Genomic DNA, 16,180 nt, shown 5'->3' with positions numbered 1-16,180 from the left:
TAAAAACAACGGATCAGCCGGAACGCCCGGCGTACACGGCCGAACCCGCCGATGGCGAAAGCCGGCGAAACACCAATCCTGACAAGGCACACATCGCCCCACCGAACACCATGACCAGCGCCACATCGCTTTGCTCGAGACTGGCATGCCCGCGCAGGGACATGATCAGGCTCAGCAACGCAGCGGCGATGCCCACTGACAAACTCATCGTCAGCTGGATGGTCATCGCCGACAGGCTGCTTGCCCGGCTGGACTGCTCCGGCGGCACATCGGCATAGGTCAAGGCGCCCAGCGTGCTGAACTGCAGCGAACGGATGATGCCGCTGCCGAACAACACCAGCACGACGATCCAGTATGGGGTGGACACTTCGAACATCCCGCAGGCAATGATCGTCAGCCCCGTCAGCACGGCATTGCCGATCAACGTGCGCCTGAAGCCGAACCGGCTGACGATTCGCACCGCCAGCAACTTCATCAGGAACGCACCTGCCCCGCCTGCAAAACTCAACAGACCGGCTTCCAGTGGGTTCAGGCCAAAGCACAACTGGAACAGCAGCACCAACAGAAATGGCTGGGAGGCACTGCCGATACGCATCAGGTTGCCGCCCCAGAAACTCACCCCGAAGGTCGGGATGCGCAGCAAGGAGAAATCAATCAGCGGATGCGCCGAACGCCGGGCATGCCTGACGTACAACCACGCACTCGATACCCCCAACGCAATCAGCAGCATCGCCCACTGCCGCGCCAGCAAGCCGTGACCGAATGCCTCGAAACCAAACACCAGACCGCCGAGGCCGACCGCGCTGAGCAAAAGGCCGGGGACGTCCAGTGGCCGCCCGCGCGAACCGGGGTAATCGGGGATGTAGCGCACCACCAGCGCGATGCCCAATATGCCGATCGGCACATTGATCAGGAAGATCCAGTGCCACGACAACAGGGTCACCAGCAAACCGCCCAAAGGCGGCCCCAAAACCGGCCCGATCAGCGCCGGAATCGTCAGGTAGGACATCGCGCGCAATAGGTTCTCCCGCGCCGACCAGCGCAACAGAATCACCTGTCCGACCGGCACCATCATTGCGCCGGCCGCCCCTTGCGCCATGCGCGCCAGCGACAGTTGCAACAGCGAGCCCGAACAGGCGCAGGCCACCGATGCGAGGGTGAACAGCACGATCGCACTGACGAACACACGCCGAGGCCCGAAGCGATCCGCCGCCCAGCCACTGACCGGGACGAACAGCGCCACCGCCAGCAAATACAGCGACACCACCAGGTTCATGCGCACGCTGGGCTCACCGAAATCACGGGCCATCTGCGGCAACGCCGTGAGCACCGCCGTGGCGTCGATCAGTTCCATGAACAGGGCACAGCCGATGATCATCGGCACCCGGCGCAGGCTGGCGCCCGCCACCGGGCTGACAGGTTGAAGGGCGACCCGTTCAAGCGTATCGATGCGTTCAGTCGCGCCCATGAAGCCCTCGGGTCATCCGCCTGATAGAGGCGCCCATTCGACGCACAGTCCGGCCCATGCTCAAAACAATCCCGAGGTCGGTGGCGGCGTCCCTTTGAGTTGCCAGGCACCCACGGCGGCCGCTTTCCAGTGCCGAGGATTGTGGTTGGCCACGGTGCGCGCGTTGCGCCAGTGACGGTCCAGGTTGTGCGCACGACCTGTTGTAGAGGCGCCGCCCACGTCAAATACCAGCTCTGCCGCCTTGAGCGCAGACTCGGCCGCGATGTATTGCGCCTGCGCGACATCGACCGCCGCCTGATCCACGGCCTGCGGATCGAGGTCGACCGCCCAGGCCCGGTCGATGGCTTCGGCAGCCCGCAACACCACCGCTTCCGCCGTGAACGCGCGGGCCGAAATATCGCCGACACTGAGTTCTACATAAGGGTCGTCAACCGACCGCGTGGCCGTGCTGTGCTTGATCGGGCGCGCATGATCATTGGCAAACGCGACCGCATCATTCAACGCGTTGCGCGCGATACCCGCCTGCACGGCCGCGAGGAACACTTGAAGAAACGGCGTGACGATGGTGCGCTTGCCCTCCTCCACGGTGCGCGTGCGAATCTCGTCGGCCTTCACCTCCACGTCATGCAAATGGGTGGTGCCGCTGGCGGTCAGGCGCTGGCCCATCGCGTCGAAGTCGTCGAGCAACTCCAGCCCCTTGCGATCACGGGGAAGAATGAACGACACCGGTTGCTCGTTCTCGTCCAGGGCGACGGCGCTGACCCAGTCCGCGTACAACGATCCGGTGCTGTAATACTTGCTGCCGGTGGCGCGGTAGTGATCTCCGTCACGCACGATCCGCGCGCTGATCGAACCGTTTGCACCGCCCACTTCCCACCCGGCATTCCCGACCACAGCACCCTGCAGATAACGCTCGAACCAGCGCTCACGTTCGCCCTCCGCCCCGTCGGCGCGTGACGCCAGCAGCCCTTCGATAAACCCGAAACCAGGGCGCAGTGCCTGGGCCACATTGGAGTCGGCCGAGGCGATTCGAATCAACAACGCAATCGCATCCTTGACCGAACCCCCGGCGCCCCCGAAGCGGGTCGGGATCCGCACGGTGAACAAACCCGCCTGAGCGATCTGCGCCACGGCCTCATAAGGCAATTGCCGATCACGCTCACGTTGCGCCGCGCCTGCGGCGATCTGCGGCAACAAACGGTCGGCACGGGCATTGAGTTCTTCCACCGAAGCAACCGGTGTCTTGGGTACAGCAGTCAACGTAGTCATGGCAGTTCCTTGTTCAAAGGTCGAACTTAAATGGCGATTTTCCAAAGCCGGGATTCATCAAACAGCCACGCCGCGTCTTCCGGTTCCAGCGGCGGCACGACCAGGGTTGTCTCGGCGCTCGGCAAACGCGGCACCGCCCCCAGCAGTCGACGGGTGTACTCGTGCTGCGGGTTTTCAAAAAGCGTCTCGACCGTGGCGCTTTCAACGACCTTGCCGTGGCGCATCACCAGCACGTCATCGCTGACGTGGCGGATCACCCCCAGGTCGTGAGAGATGAACAGATACGCCAGCCCCAGGGTCGCTTGCAGATCGGCCAGCAGGTCCAGCACCTGGGCCTGAACCGACACATCCAGCGCCGAGACCGGTTCGTCACAGATAATGACTTTAGGATTGCTCGCGATGGCCCGGGCAATAGCGACGCGCTGACGCTGTCCGCCCGACAGCTGCAAAGGCCGTCGAACCGCCAGCTCTTTGGGCAGACGCACTTGATCCAACAGTTGCGCGATCCGTGCGGGCTGTTGGTCTGGCGCGATGCCGGCGACGTCCAGCGCATCGGCGAGAATCTGCCCGACGCTCCAGCGTGGGTCGAACGAACTGAGAGGGTCCTGATAAATCACGCTGATGTCCCGTCGGTACAGCCGCCGGTGCTTTTCCTGCACGCGTGCGTGACCGGCGCCTGACCAGGGCTGATCGAGAAACTGCACCTGGCCGGCGTCCGGTTCCAGCAGGCCAAGGACGATACGGGCCACCGTGGTTTTGCCCGATCCTGATTCGCCGACGATCCCCAGCGTGCGCCCGGCCCGCAGCTCAAAGCTGACGTCATCCACCACCTGACGCGATTGCTGATCGGGGCCGACGTAACGTTTACCCAGTTGCGTTGCCTTCAGCACCACCGGCGAGTCCGCACCGGGCCGTGGTGGCGCGACTACGGTGTTGCGCTCCGGCGACAGGCGCGTGCCCCGGGCATGCTCGGCGGGCACCGCATCAAGCAACGCTCGGGTGTAGGGATGGCGCGGATGACGCAACACCTGGTCCATCGGCCCTTGCTCGACCACTTCGCCGTGGCGCAGCACCAGCACCTCATCGGCCAGTTGCGCGACCACGGCCAGGTCGTGGCTGATGATCAGCAGCGAGTCGCCCCGTGCCTTGATTTCTTGCAGCACTTGCAGAATTTGCGCCTGCACCGTGGCATCCAGGGCCGTGGTCGGTTCGTCCGCGATGACCAGGCCGGGGCTCAGCGCCAGCGCACTGGCGATCAGCGCGCGTTGGCGCAGGCCGCCGGACAGTTGATCGGGACGTTGACGGGCCCGTAACCGAGGCTCGGGCACGCCGACCTTTTCCAGTAGTTCGATGACCCGTTCCGGGCGACTGCGGCGGTCACCCCAGTCGTGGGTCTGGAGCACTTCGAGGATTTCCTTGCCCACCGGGCGCAATGGGTCGAGCGACACCAGGGCATCCTGCAACACAAAACCGATGCCCTTGCCGCGCAAGCCGCGCCAACCGCGTTCGGACAAGCTGAGCAAATCCTGTCCGCCGTAACTGAGGGTGCGCGCGGTCACTCGCGCGCCGGCACCCGCCAGACCGATCAGGCTGCGGGCGGTGACGCTCTTGCCGGAACCGGACTCCCCCACCAGCGCCAGGGTCTTGCCCGGCGCGAGGGTGAACGACAGGTTGCGCACCACCGACTGGCCTGCGAATTCGATGGACAGGCCTTCGACGATCAACTGTTTATCGCTCATGCGAGACGGCCCTCCAGGCGTTGTTGCAGGTAACGGCCAGCGACCGTGGTCGACAGCGTGGTCAGGACGATGAACAGCCCTGGGAAAAACGTCAGCCACCAGGCGTTGGCAATGAAATCACGCCCCATCGAGAGCATCGTCCCCCACTCCGGCGCGGGCGGACGGGCACCCAGACCCAGAAAGCTCAAGGCCGAAGCCCATACGATGGCCTGGCCAACGCCCATGGTCAGCGTGACGATCAGCGGGCGCATGGCGTTGGGCAGAAGCTGGCGGGTAATGATCCGCAGCGGTGGATGGCCGAGGGCTTTTGCCGATTCGATATAGCCGGCGTTGCGCACCGCCAACACCTGGCCGCGCACCATCCGCGCGTAGCCAGGCGCACCGCCCAATCCGGTGGCGACAATCAATGGACCAATGCCGCTGCCAAACACCGCGACGAACAGCAGCGCGAGGATCAGGCTTGGGAAGGCGAAGAGAATTTCCAGCAACCAGCCAACGCCCCGGTCCAGGTAAGCGCCTCCCAGGCCGCCGAGCAATCCCAGCACAATCGCAATCGACATCGCCAAGGCCGTGGCGGCCAGGCCGATGAACAGCGATTGGCGTGTGCCGTAGATCACCCGGGAAAAGATGTCGCGCCCGGACTGATCAGTGCCGAACCAATGCGCCCAGCCTGGTGGATGAAAAGCGTCGTGCGGAACGATCGCCAACGGATCGCTGTGGGCGAAGAGTTGCGGCAACACTGCTGCGATGATCAGAAACGCAAGAAAGCTGACGGCCAGTAAAGGACCAAGGCGCCACTTGCGCGGTGTGCGTTGAACCCGGATGCCGGGCAGCGGTGTGTCGAGGAGGAGTTCACTCATGCCGCGTGCTCCTGTTGTCGTGGGTCGACCCAGAGGTACAGCAGATCGACGAGGATGTTTGCCAGCACGTACCCGGCGGCGACCACCAGGCTAATGCCGATGGTCAGCGGCAGGTCCTGTGCCTGCACCGCCTGGTACAACTGACGGCCAAGCCCCTTGCGGGAAAAGATCACTTCAATCACCACGGCGCCACTGATGAGGGCGCCAATCGCCCAGCCGGACAACGAGATGCCGGGCAATACGGCGTGGCGCAGCGCGTGTTTGAAACGCACCGCCGTGTCACTCAGCCCACGGGTTCGGGCGGTCAACACAAAGGGTTGATCCAGGGTCAGTTCGAGGGACTCACGGGTGACCTGTGCGATGAATCCGGCCAACGGGATCGCCAACGCCACCGACGGCAACACCAAAGTGCGCCAACCATCACTGCCGGCGGGCGGGAACAGCCGCAGGCCGAAGGCGAACACCGCCAGCAGCAAGATCCCGAGCCAGAAATGCGGGAGAGCCGCCGATAGGGTTTCTGCCAGCGATGCCAGGCTCGACACCCATCGCCGACGACCCGCCGTCAGCACGGTCAGCGCCAGCACCAGTATCCAGGCGAGCACCAGCGAGGTCAGGGTCAGCTCCAGGGTGGGCCAGGACTGTTCCGCGAGCACGCGGGTCACCGGCAAGTGCTGGGAATAGGAAACCCCCAGGTCCCCCTGAACCAGACGGCCCAGGTACAGCGCGTACTGAACCGCCAAGGGTTTGTCCAAACCGTATTCACGGGTGGCCTCGGCGATGGTTTCGGCTGTCGGGTTGCCACTCGGACCGCCGAGAATGGCCAGCACCGGATCACCCGGCATCAGGCGCAAGGCGAAAAACGTCAGTGTCGCCACCGCCCACAACACCAGCACGCCACCCGACAAACGCCATAGCGCGCGTTGCCCCAAACGAGACAGACGCTCGCGCCGTGGGTTGGGAAGTTCGTTGACCAACGATTCACTCGTCATTTGTTCACCCATGCGTCATAGAGGTACGTCACCGCCAGAGAAGGCTCCAGGCGCACGCCCTGAGTCGTCTTGTAGATACCCAGCCGCGAACTCTGCGGGTAGGTGGTCAATTGCAGGTACTGACTCGAAGCCAGCTGCTGCGCCTGGTAATACAGCGCTCGGCGTTGCTCGGCGTCCTGAGTGGTCAAGGCACCCTGGACGAGCCCTTCGAATTGGGGATCGGTGTACCCGGCGGTGTTCTGGTGATAGCCGCCGACGCCAGCGGGACTGATGAAATCAGCGCCGAAGATGATCCGCAGCACGTCGGCGGTGTTGGTGTTCCAGTAACCCAGCCGGATGTCGTAATCCCAGTCGGCCTGACGCTTGGTGCTCTGCACGTCGCTCATTTGCTCGACGATCAACTCAAAGCCGGTTTGACGCGTGGTCGCCTGGACCTGCTCCCAGAGGGTGTACTCAGAGGGCGGCGTGCGATTGCCCATGATCACGTGAACCTGCAAACGCTTGCCGTCCCGGGTCCGGTAACCTTCGGCATCGCGCGTGGTCCAGCCCGCTTCATCCAACAGCCGCGCGGCTCTGGCGGGTTGGTAATCCTGGGCGCTCTGGAAGTCCGGGCTGTAGAAACGCGTGGCTGAACTGAGCGGCCCACCTGCACGCGGGAACTCATTGAAGTACACGCTTTTCAACGCGCCCTCGACATCCGCGCTGCGCACAAAGGCTTCGCGCACTTTCAGGTCATTGAACGGCGCGCGAGTGATGTTCAGCGTGCCATTGGTGGGGTTACCCGGACGCTGGGCGATGATCAACGCGAGGTCTGGATTGCGTCGGGCAGCTTCGTGGGATTCCGGCGGCAAGGCCTCGATCACGTCCACTTCGCCGGCCTGTAGCGACGCAAAACGCACCGACGGTTCTTGAATGAATTTCCAGACAATACGGTCCAGCCAGGCCGGCCCTTGATGTTTGGCCGTGGGCGGCGCCCAGTTGTAATCCGGGTTGCGCACCAGTTCTACCTGGCTCTGACGATCCCAACGCACGACCTTGAACGGGCCGCTGCCCACCGGACTTTCACAGTTCACGTCACGAGAGCGCGTCAACGCGGTGGGCGACTGGATGCCGAGAAATCCTTGCGCCAGCACTTCCAGAAACGCGGCATACGGCGTCGCCAGGTGCACCACCGCCGTAGAGTCATCCAGCACGTCGGTGCTGCGGTATTGGCGAATGTAGCCACCGGCCGTGCTGGACTGGGTTTTCGGGTTGGCCATGTGATCCAGATTGGCCTTGACCGCGGCAGCATTGAACGGCGTGCCATCGGTGAAGCGCACGTCATTGCGCAAATGGAAGGTGTACGCCAGACCATCGGCGGACACCTCCCAGCGCTCTGCCAGCCAAGGACCGATACGGCCCTCCTCGTCCATGGAAACAAGCGAATCGAGGTACTGCTGCGCGACGAAAACCTGCGGCATGTCGCCGCCCACATGCGGATCAAGGCACGTGGGTTCGCGGTCAGTGGCGTACACCAACGTCCCGCCGCTGACCGGTTGATCGCTGCGAGTCACCGTGGACTCGCCCTGACCGCAGCCAATCAACAGACTGCACATCGCAGCGATACCGACAATGGGCGTGTGCTTGAACAGCGACCTGGGTCGGCTGCCGTAAAGTCGCAAATAAGGGGCAAGTGCTCGCATGGGTCCTGATGCCTATAGTCCGGGAACAGGGCTATTGCACAAGGCATGCCGGTTTTTTGCGGCAGCAAACACGGGGGGTTGAGTGGAGGATGGGGCGCTGCGCGGCGTCAGAAAGAACAATGTGTGCGGCGAGTGTTGGTGAGGCAACAGTTGGCTGAACGAGCTCGCGCGACATTCAGACGATGACAGCCTGACAGAAGTGCAGGCCGCAGAGGTTGGCCCGGAGGTGCGACGGTGGCGACGAGTGTCAGCCAATCGTTCTGATCTAAAACAAGTCCCCTGTAGGAGCTGTCGAGTGAAACGAGGCTGCGATCTTTTGACGTTAGCTTGTAAAGCAAGATCAAAGGATCGCAGCCTCGTTTCACTCGACAGCTCCTACAGGGTTCGGCGTGCCCGCGATGACGGCCCGAGCGCCGACCGATTTCTATCGTGTCGACCTATCCGTATCCGAAAACCGCAATGGCAGCGCCGGCTGCCCAAGCGCCGCGGGATCGCGGTACCGGGCGCCGAAATGGTCGGCCGGCAAACGCGCCTGCCCGGCTCCGAACAACCGCTCCCGCAGGGTTTCCCCGTCGTTGTAACGCTCACGAAAACGACCACGGCGACGCAATTCAGGAATCACCAACTCAATGAAATCCCGCGCCGTTTCAAACGAAAGGTACTGACGCAGGTTGATCCCGTCGATGCCATCCACATCCAGCCATTTCTCGATTTCATCCGCCACCACACTCGGCGTCCCCGCGACAAAAAAACGCTCCTGATTGAACCCCGAAAATTGCGCCAACACCGTACCCACCGTCGAAGTCGGGTTGTAGCGTTGCAAGCTTTGCCAGCCCTTGACCTCGCGGCTGATCAAGTCACTGATCAGCCACTCTCGGGGATAAGCTGTGAGGTCGACCGCCGACTGCGCATGGGCCAGCGACGCTTCAACGCTCATCAGCCGGCGATAGCTGTCGAGCTTCTGACTGACTTCTTCATCGGTGCGACCAACGATCACACCGGCCATGACAATGAACTTCAACCCCACCGGATCACGCTCATGGGCAATCGCCTTCTGCCGCATGGCCTGGATATTGGCCCGTACACCCGCCGTGTCGGCGCCCCCGGTGAACACCACTTCAGCGTGCCGTCCGGCGAATTCGATACCGGCTGGCGAACCCGTGGCCTGGAACAACACCGGCGTGCGCTGCCGGGAAGGCTGGCACAAATGCGGTCCGGCCACTTTGAAGTGCTCGCCGACGTGATCGATGTAACGCACCTTGCTCGGGTCGGTGTAGACGCGCCGTTCGCGGTCCTGAATCACCGCATCATCGTCCCAGGAGCCTTCCCATAATTTGTACAGCACATCCAGGTACTCATCAGCGATCTCATAGCGGTGGTCATGAACGACCTCCGTGTCGTGGCCAAAGTTGCGCGCCGCATTTGGCAGGTACGAGGTGACGATGTTCCAGCCCACCCGGCCCTTGGTCAGATGGTCCAGGGTGCTCATGCGCCGGGCAAAGGCGAAGGGTGGTTCGTAGGTCGTGGAAAACGTCGCACCGAACCCCAGGTTTCGGGTCACCGCCGCCATCGCCGGAATCACCAGCAGCGGATCATTGCTGGGGATCTGCATGCCTTCACGCAGGGCAGTTTCCGGGCCGTCCCGGAAGCGATCGTAAGTGCCGATCACATCGGCGAGAAACACCCCGTCGAACGTGCCGTATTCCAGCAACTGCGCCAGCTCGGTCCAGTAGTCCAGATCGTTGAAGCGGTGCCGATTGTTCTCCGGGTGCACCCACAATCCGTGGACGATGTGGCTCACACAGTTCATTTCAAACAGGTTGACGTGCAGTTGCTTGGGCACCATCCATACTCCTTTTCAAACCAGACCCTCAGATCGCCAACTGCAGAAAGAACGCGGGCGGCGTGTACTCGGTTTCGAGTGTCGGAATCGCATCGATCAATGCCCGTGTGTAAGCATGCGCCGGACGGTCAAACACCGCGCGCACCGAGCCGGATTCCACCACCACGCCGTCCTTCATGACCAACACGCGATCACTCACGTGATTGATCACACCCAGGTCATGGGAAATGAACAGGCAGGCCAGCCCGAGACGACGCTTGAGGTCGTCGAGCAGTTCGAGAATCTGCGCTTGCACCGAAACATCCAGCGCCGACACCGGCTCATCACAGATCAGGATTTCCGGTTGGGACGCCAGCGCCCGGGCAATGGCGATGCGTTGTCGCTGCCCGCCGGAGAGTTCAATCGGCCGGCGCGTCAGCACACTGGCGTCCAGTCGCACCAGATCGAGCAATTCGAGCGCCCGGCTGCGCCAATCGCGGCGCGGCAACCTCGCCACCGCCAACGCTTCGAACAACACCCGTTGCACCGTGTAGCGCGGATCGAAAGAGTTAAGCGGGTCCTGGAACACCACCTGTACCGCACGCCGCGCCTGACGCTTTTGCGTGGCGTCCATCGTCGACCAGCGTTGCCCGGTGATCCAGACATCGCCGACATCGGCCGTTTCCAGCCCCAGAATCAATCGGGTCAACGTGGTTTTGCCGGAGCCTGACTCACCGACGATGCCCAGGGTTTCACCGCGACGAAGCTGCAACGACACCTGGTTCAGGACGGCACGACTACGGTGGTCCGGGCCGACGTACGACTTCGACAGCCCGCGCGCCTCCAGCAACACCTCGCCCACCGGCTCCGGCTCGGTTTCGACCGCGCTGAGCAGCCTGCGCGCCGGTTGAAAATGCACGGCCCTGGCAGCCCGCAGCAGCGACTGGGTGTACGGATGACGCGGGTCCTGCAACACCTGCTCGGTCGTCCCCTGCTCAACGATGACCCCATGACGCATCACCGCCACACGGTCCGCCAGGCGCGACACCACGGACAGGTCGTGACTGACCATCAACAGCGCGTTGTCCTCGCCGCGCAAGCTTTCCAGCAAGGCGATGACCTGTGCCTGCACCGTCGCGTCCAGTGCCGTGGTGGGTTCATCGGCAATGATCAGCCGTGGGTTACAGGCGATGGCGGACGCGATCAACGCCCGTTGCCGCAAGCCACCGGACAACTGCCACGGGTATTGGCTGGCCCGCAGTTCCGGCTCGGGCACGCCGACATTGCGCAGCAGCTCCAGTACCCGCAAGCGTCGTGCTTCCAGGCCCAGCGGCGTGTGCAACTGCAATGGCTCTTCGATTTCGGCACCGACGCGGCGCAACGGGTCCAGTGCACCCAGCGCGTCCTGCATGACAAATCCGATGCTCGCGCCGCGCAGCCGCTGCCATTGCCGCTCATTGAGCTGACGCAGGTCGATGCCTTGAAACGCCAGCTTGGCCGCCTGCACCTGTGCACCCCGGCCGGTAAGCCCGGCGAGGGTCCGCGCGGTCACGCTTTTGCCGGACCCCGACTCCCCCACCAGCGCCAGGCATTCGCCGCGATGCACCTGCACACTGACCCCGTGCAGCACCGGTTCGGCCGCGCCGAAACGCACCGTCAAATCACGGATATCAACCAACGGACCCAGGGTCTGAATATTCGCATTCATAGAGGTTTTCCTTCGCTGCGACGCAGCAGTTCGCGGCCAATGGCGCTGATGGAGACGACGGTGAGGGTGATGACCAGCGCCGGCCAGGCGACCAGCCACGGAGCGTTGGCCAGGAAGCTGCGACCGATGGCCATCATCCCGCCCCACTCCGGCGCGGGAGGCGGCGCACCAAACCCCAGGAAACTCAGGGCCGCGCCCGCCGTAATGGTCCCACCGATGCCGATGGTGGCGAGGATCAGCACAGGTTTGAACGCATTCGGCAGGATGTGCCGCAGCACCACCGCCAGATGGGATTGCCCGAGGGTGACCGCCGCTTCGACATAACCGGCGTTACGCACATTGAGCGTTTGCGCCCGCACCAGTCGTGCATAACGGGGAACACCAGCAATGCCCACGGCGAGAATCAGGTTGGCAGTGCCCTGACCGAAGAACGTGATGATGACCAGCGCCAGCAACAGGTCGGGAAACGCCAGCAGCACATCAATGGCGCGCATCAGCGCGGCGTCCAGCCAACGCGGTCCAAGGCCCGACAACAACCCCAGCAACGCGCCCCATGCCAGGCCCAGCGCTGTTGCAGCCAGGCCCATGAACAATGATGAACGCACCCCGTGGATCAAACGGCTGAGCACATCCCGACCATTTTCATCGGTGCCCAGCCAGTGAACGCTGCCGGGCGGCTGAAAGGCCAATCGCGCCGACGCATCGAGCGGGTCATACGGAGCGAGCGCCGCTGGAAACGCCGCCGCCAGCAGCAAAAGTGCCACGAACACCCCGGCCAGTAACAAACCGGGTCGCAACCGTCCCAGGCCGGCAAGACGCAATGGGCGATGCCCCCCTACGCCCACCACCGGCCCTGTCATCACCGTTCCAATTGTCTGCGCCATTCACCGCTCCTTTTTTCGAACCCGATCATTCCCCGCACGTCATGTCACGGCGCGGGATTGGGAATGCGTTGGTGGATGGCCGCGACCTGCGCCTGAATCTCTTCGCTGAGGGCGACGTCCAGCGCACCGAGGTTGTCGCGCAACTGCGCAAGGCTTGTCTGGCCGGTCAGGGCACTGGCAACGAATGGCTTGCTGATGACATAGGCGAGTGCCAATTGCGCCGGGCTGATGTTGTGCTGTTGCGCAACCTGCACGTAACCGGCGATGGCTTCCTGAGCCGACGCGCTGTCGTAGCGATTGAACGTGCGATAGACCGCCGAAAGCCGTGAACCCTCAGGACGCGCGCCCCCCAGGTATTTGCCGGTCAGCGCACCAAACGCCAGGGGCGAGTACGCCAGCAGCCCGACGCCCTCGCGATGGCTGAACTCCGAGAGGCCGCCCTCGTACAGGCGATTGAGCAAACTGTAAGGGTTCTGCACGCTGACAATCCGCGGCAGACCGAGGCGCTCGCTTTGCTTGATGAACTCAGCCACGCCCCACGGCGTTTCGTTGGACACGCCAATGTGACGGACCTTGCCGGCCTTGACCTGATCGGCCAGTACTTCCAGCGTTTCCTCGATGGCGACGCTGTCAGCGTCATCGAGATAAGGGTATTCGCGCTGACCGAAGAAGTTGGTTTTCCGGTCTGGCCAGTGCAGTTGATAGAGGTCCAGGTAATCGGTATTCAAGCGCTTGAGGCTGCCGTCCAGCGCCTCGACGATGTTGCGGCGATCATGCCGGCTGAGACCGTCGCGAATATGCTGCTGACCCGCAGGATCGCGAGCCGGGCCGGCGATTTTGCTGGCCAGGACAATACGCTCACGACCACCGCTGGCGGCCAGCCAACTGCCGATGTAGCGCTCGGTGGTGCGCCAGGTTTCAGCCCGGGTCGGCGTGGGATACATCTCGGCGGTGTCGATGAAATTGACGCCTTCGGCCAGGGCCAGATCGATTTGTTGATGCGCATCGCTTTCGCTGTTCTGGTGACCCCAGGTCATGGTGCCCAGACCCAGCACACTGATTTCGATATCACTGTTGCCCAATTGGCGGTAACGCATGGTTCATCCTTTCATTGAAATGTTGAAGACGCCGGGGTTCAGGTCCGCAGCGCGTATTGATTGGTCGGAAACGGCAAGCCGAGGTGCTCGCGCAACGTGCTGCCGGTGTACTCGTGACGGAACAATCCGCGTTGTTGCAGCAGCGGCACGACCTCGTCGACAAAGATCTCGACGCCGGAAGGGAACATGTCCGGCATGATGTTGAAGCCGTCTGCGGCATGTGCCAGGAACCAGTGCGACAAGGTGTCGGCGACCTGTTCCGGCGTGCCCACCAGCAACCGGTGACCCACCAGAATGCGCCGCGAAAGCTGGCGAATACTGAGGTTCTCCCGACGGGCAAGATTGAGTTGCGCCTCAAGGAAACCCTGGGAACCGCGCTCGAAATCAGCCACCGAGCCGATACGGTCCCAAGGCAATGGCGCGTCCGGATCGAGCTCCTTGGCAGCGATGCCGATCCGGCCTGCCACCTGCTCCAGCAAGCCGTGTTCACCGTGCCACGCATTGAGTGCATCGAAGCGTGCATGGGCCTCCGCTTCGGTGCTGCCGATCACGGTCGACAGGCCGGGCATGATTTTCAGGTGCTCGGGATTGCGTCCCCAGCCCAGTGCCCGCTCCTTCATTTCGCCGTAGAACAGCTGTCCGTCTTCGAGAGTGGTCTGGGTGGTAAAAATCGCATCGGCGTAACGCGAGCCCAAGGCTTTGCCGCCCTCCGACGACCCGGCCTGGACCAGCACCGGCCGGCCCTGGGGTGAACGCGGCACGTTCAAAGGGCCTTTGACGGAAAAGTGCTGCCCGACGAAGTCGATGGTGTGGACTTTTTTCGGGTCGGCAAAACGTCCGGCACGTGCATCGCCGATGATCGCGTCGTCCTCCCAGCTGTCCCATAACTTGACGGTGACGTCGATGAATTCGTCTGCGCGGGCATAGCGATCCACGTGCAGCGGCGCGCCGGCAAGGCCGAAGTTTTGCGCAGCGGCATCACCCGCGTTGGTCACTACGTTCCACGCCGCGCGACCACCGCTGATGTAGTCCAGCGAGGCAAAGCGGCGGGCGATGTTGTACGGATCGTTGTAGGTGCTGGAGGCCGTGGCGATGACCCCGATGCGCTGCGTCGCCAGCGCCACGGCGGTCAGCAACACGGTGGGTTCCAGGCGTCCGCCCGGCTGACTGGCAACGTCGCCTGCCAACGCCGGGCCATCGGCGAGGAAAATCGCATCCAGGCAGCCGCGTTCCGAAATTCGCGCGATGTTGCGGTAGTACTCCACGTCCAGATAAGCGTTGGCCGGCACCTCTGCCGCACGCCAGGCGCCGGAGTGCGCACCAAAGCCCAGGATGTTCATGCCCAGGCTCATTTGCCCGTCACGGGTATTGCTCGATGGCTTGCTCATACGGCACTCGCTTCGTCACGCGCGCCGCTGCCCTGCTTCTCGGCGTCGGCCGCTTGCAGTTGGCGCCAGGCGGCGTTGGGGCTGATGTTGTTGAGGTAGTAATTGCCCAGGGCGCGCTCGCGGTAGATCGCCGGGTTGTGCGAGGCCAGGGTGCGCGCATTGCGCCAATGACGATCAAAGCGTCGTGCCTCGCTGGTAGCGGAAGCGCCGCCCACCTCAAACAACAAGGTCGTGGCCTCCAGCACTTGCTCAAGCACGATCTGTTGCGCCTGATACGCGCGAATTTCCGCCTCGGTGTACTGCTGTTCGGTGGCAGTACCGCCCTGCTCCGCTTCATGGACTTCCTGCAGCACCTGGGCCACCGCCAACACCTGAGTGCGCGCGGCATAGGCCAGGCTGGACAGGCGCCCAATGACACGCTGTACCAACGGATCATCCTTGGGACTGGATTGCCCCGGCACGCCAAACGCCCGCGTGCGTCCTTGCACGAATTCGGTGGCATCACGCAGCACCGCATTGGCAATGCCGGCCAACGTCGCCAGATGGAACAGCTGATAGAAGGCCGTCAGGTAAGACTCGGCGCGCAGCTCGTCCTTCTTGAAGCGACGGACGATGTGCTGCGCCGGCACCTTCACCGCCTTGAAGCGCGTGGTGCCGCTGCCCGTGAGACGCTGGCCAAAACCGTCCCAGTCATCCTCGACCGTCACGCCCGGTGCATCGGTGGGCACGGCGACGCTGACAAAGTCATCGCCGTCCAGTGCCACGGCGGCGATCCAGTTGGCATACAGCGTGCCCGTGCAGTAGTACTTCTCGCCATCCAGCTGCCAGCCAGCCTCACCCGTTTCAGACTCGACGGCGCTGAGCGTGACCGAGTTGCGTGTGGTGTCGCTGCGCTCGGCCATGGCCGCGCCCCAAAGCTGGCCGTCGACCACTTTGCCCAGCCAGTAATCCTGCGAATCGGCGTCACGGCTGGACATCCGGCCTTCGACGAAGCCGAAGTGCGCACGGACGATCTGCGGCAGATTCGAATCGGCTTCGCCCAGGGCAATCAACAGCCGAAACAACTGCGGCAGACTGGCACCCAGGCCACCCTGGGAGGCGGGCACCCGCAACGCCCCGAACCCCGCTTCGCGCAGCCAGGTCACCGCGTCATGCGCCAACTCGCGTTGCTGCTCGCGAGCGACAGCGGTGTCGGCGATGCGGGCAAATACTTCGGCAAACCGGTGGTTCAGGTCTTCATCGGTCACAGCAATTGAAATCGCAGCACTCATGAT

Annotated in this window: 12 protein-coding genes; all 12 read right to left on the bottom strand. The window is 63.2% G+C overall.

Features of this window, described 5'->3' with window-relative positions; genetic code table 11:
- Window positions 1–13: 13 nt before the first annotated feature.
- The gene (locus ACA063_RS12445; protein ID WP_497666514.1) at window positions 14–1,378 is read right to left on the bottom strand and encodes an MFS transporter; all 1,365 of its coding nucleotides are present in this window, start codon (window positions 1,376–1,378) and stop codon (window positions 14–16) included.
- Window positions 1,379–1,528: 150 nt separating this feature from the next.
- Window positions 1,529–2,737 carry an acyl-CoA dehydrogenase family protein gene (locus ACA063_RS12440; RefSeq protein ID WP_497666099.1) on the bottom strand — a complete coding sequence of 403 codons (1,209 nt, stop codon included), beginning with the start codon at window positions 2,735–2,737 and terminating at the stop codon, window positions 1,529–1,531.
- A 26-nt stretch (window positions 2,738–2,763) separates the two neighbouring features.
- On the bottom strand, window positions 2,764–4,476 hold the full coding sequence (locus ACA063_RS12435) for a dipeptide ABC transporter ATP-binding protein (RefSeq protein WP_497666098.1): 1,713 nt from the start codon (window positions 4,474–4,476) through the stop codon (window positions 2,764–2,766).
- Complete coding sequence (locus ACA063_RS12430; protein ID WP_497666097.1) at window positions 4,473–5,336, bottom strand: ABC transporter permease; 864 nt, start codon at window positions 5,334–5,336, stop codon at window positions 4,473–4,475. Before ACA063_RS12430 ends, ACA063_RS12435 begins: the two co-directional genes overlap by 4 nt.
- Window positions 5,333–6,325 carry an ABC transporter permease gene (locus ACA063_RS12425; RefSeq protein WP_497666096.1) on the bottom strand — a complete coding sequence of 331 codons (993 nt, stop codon included), beginning with the start codon at window positions 6,323–6,325 and terminating at the stop codon, window positions 5,333–5,335. The genes ACA063_RS12430 and ACA063_RS12425 overlap by 4 nt, the downstream gene beginning before the upstream one ends.
- A complete protein-coding gene (locus ACA063_RS12420; protein WP_497666095.1) occupies window positions 6,322–8,007 on the bottom strand; it encodes an ABC transporter substrate-binding protein in 1,686 nt (561 codons plus the stop codon). Before ACA063_RS12420 ends, ACA063_RS12425 begins: the two co-directional genes overlap by 4 nt.
- A 424-nt stretch (window positions 8,008–8,431) precedes the next feature.
- Complete coding sequence (locus ACA063_RS12415; RefSeq protein ID WP_497666513.1) at window positions 8,432–9,850, bottom strand: NtaA/DmoA family FMN-dependent monooxygenase; 1,419 nt, start codon at window positions 9,848–9,850, stop codon at window positions 8,432–8,434.
- Between the two features lie 28 nt (window positions 9,851–9,878).
- The gene (locus tag ACA063_RS12410; RefSeq protein ID WP_497666094.1) at window positions 9,879–11,537 is read right to left on the bottom strand and encodes a dipeptide ABC transporter ATP-binding protein; all 1,659 of its coding nucleotides are present in this window, start codon (window positions 11,535–11,537) and stop codon (window positions 9,879–9,881) included.
- Complete coding sequence (locus tag ACA063_RS12405; RefSeq protein WP_497666093.1) at window positions 11,534–12,421, bottom strand: ABC transporter permease; 888 nt, start codon at window positions 12,419–12,421, stop codon at window positions 11,534–11,536. The genes ACA063_RS12410 and ACA063_RS12405 overlap by 4 nt, the downstream gene beginning before the upstream one ends.
- Window positions 12,422–12,465: 44 nt before the next feature.
- Window positions 12,466–13,518 (bottom strand): NADP(H)-dependent aldo-keto reductase, encoded by a 1,053-nt coding sequence (locus tag ACA063_RS12400; protein ID WP_497666092.1) that lies wholly within the window; start codon window positions 13,516–13,518, stop codon window positions 12,466–12,468.
- A gap of 38 nt (window positions 13,519–13,556) precedes the next feature.
- Window positions 13,557–14,906 carry an LLM class flavin-dependent oxidoreductase gene (locus ACA063_RS12395; RefSeq protein WP_497666091.1) on the bottom strand — a complete coding sequence of 450 codons (1,350 nt, stop codon included), beginning with the start codon at window positions 14,904–14,906 and terminating at the stop codon, window positions 13,557–13,559.
- Complete coding sequence (locus ACA063_RS12390; protein ID WP_497666090.1) at window positions 14,903–16,177, bottom strand: acyl-CoA dehydrogenase family protein; 1,275 nt, start codon at window positions 16,175–16,177, stop codon at window positions 14,903–14,905. Before ACA063_RS12390 ends, ACA063_RS12395 begins: the two co-directional genes overlap by 4 nt.
- Window positions 16,178–16,180 lie beyond the last annotated feature (3 nt).

The organism is Pseudomonas sp. LBUM1643, from assembly GCF_059716215.1.
This window is presented reverse-complemented; position numbering and strand designations above follow the sequence as displayed.

What these genes read in the sequence shown, in the direction of transcription:
- ACA063_RS12445 (WP_497666514.1), bottom strand. Translation starts at nt 1,378, where the DNA reads ATGATCATCGGCTGTGCCCTGTTCATGGAACTGATCGACGCCACGGCG.
- ACA063_RS12440 (WP_497666099.1), bottom strand. Translation starts at nt 2,737, where the DNA reads ATGACTACGTTGACTGCTGTACCCAAGACACCGGTTGCTTCGGTGGAA.
- ACA063_RS12435 (WP_497666098.1), bottom strand. Translation starts at nt 4,476, where the DNA reads ATGAGCGATAAACAGTTGATCGTCGAAGGCCTGTCCATCGAATTCGCA.
- ACA063_RS12430 (WP_497666097.1), bottom strand. Translation starts at nt 5,336, where the DNA reads ATGAGTGAACTCCTCCTCGACACACCGCTGCCCGGCATCCGGGTTCAA.
- ACA063_RS12425 (WP_497666096.1), bottom strand. Translation starts at nt 6,325, where the DNA reads ATGACGAGTGAATCGTTGGTCAACGAACTTCCCAACCCACGGCGCGAG.
- ACA063_RS12420 (WP_497666095.1), bottom strand. Translation starts at nt 8,007, where the DNA reads ATGCGAGCACTTGCCCCTTATTTGCGACTTTACGGCAGCCGACCCAGG.
- ACA063_RS12410 (WP_497666094.1), bottom strand. Translation starts at nt 11,537, where the DNA reads ATGAATGCGAATATTCAGACCCTGGGTCCGTTGGTTGATATCCGTGAT.
- ACA063_RS12405 (WP_497666093.1), bottom strand. Translation starts at nt 12,421, where the DNA reads ATGGCGCAGACAATTGGAACGGTGATGACAGGGCCGGTGGTGGGCGTA.
- ACA063_RS12400 (WP_497666092.1), bottom strand. Translation starts at nt 13,518, where the DNA reads ATGCGTTACCGCCAATTGGGCAACAGTGATATCGAAATCAGTGTGCTG.
- ACA063_RS12395 (WP_497666091.1), bottom strand. Translation starts at nt 14,906, where the DNA reads ATGAGCAAGCCATCGAGCAATACCCGTGACGGGCAAATGAGCCTGGGC.
- ACA063_RS12390 (WP_497666090.1), bottom strand. Translation starts at nt 16,177, where the DNA reads ATGAGTGCTGCGATTTCAATTGCTGTGACCGATGAAGACCTGAACCAC.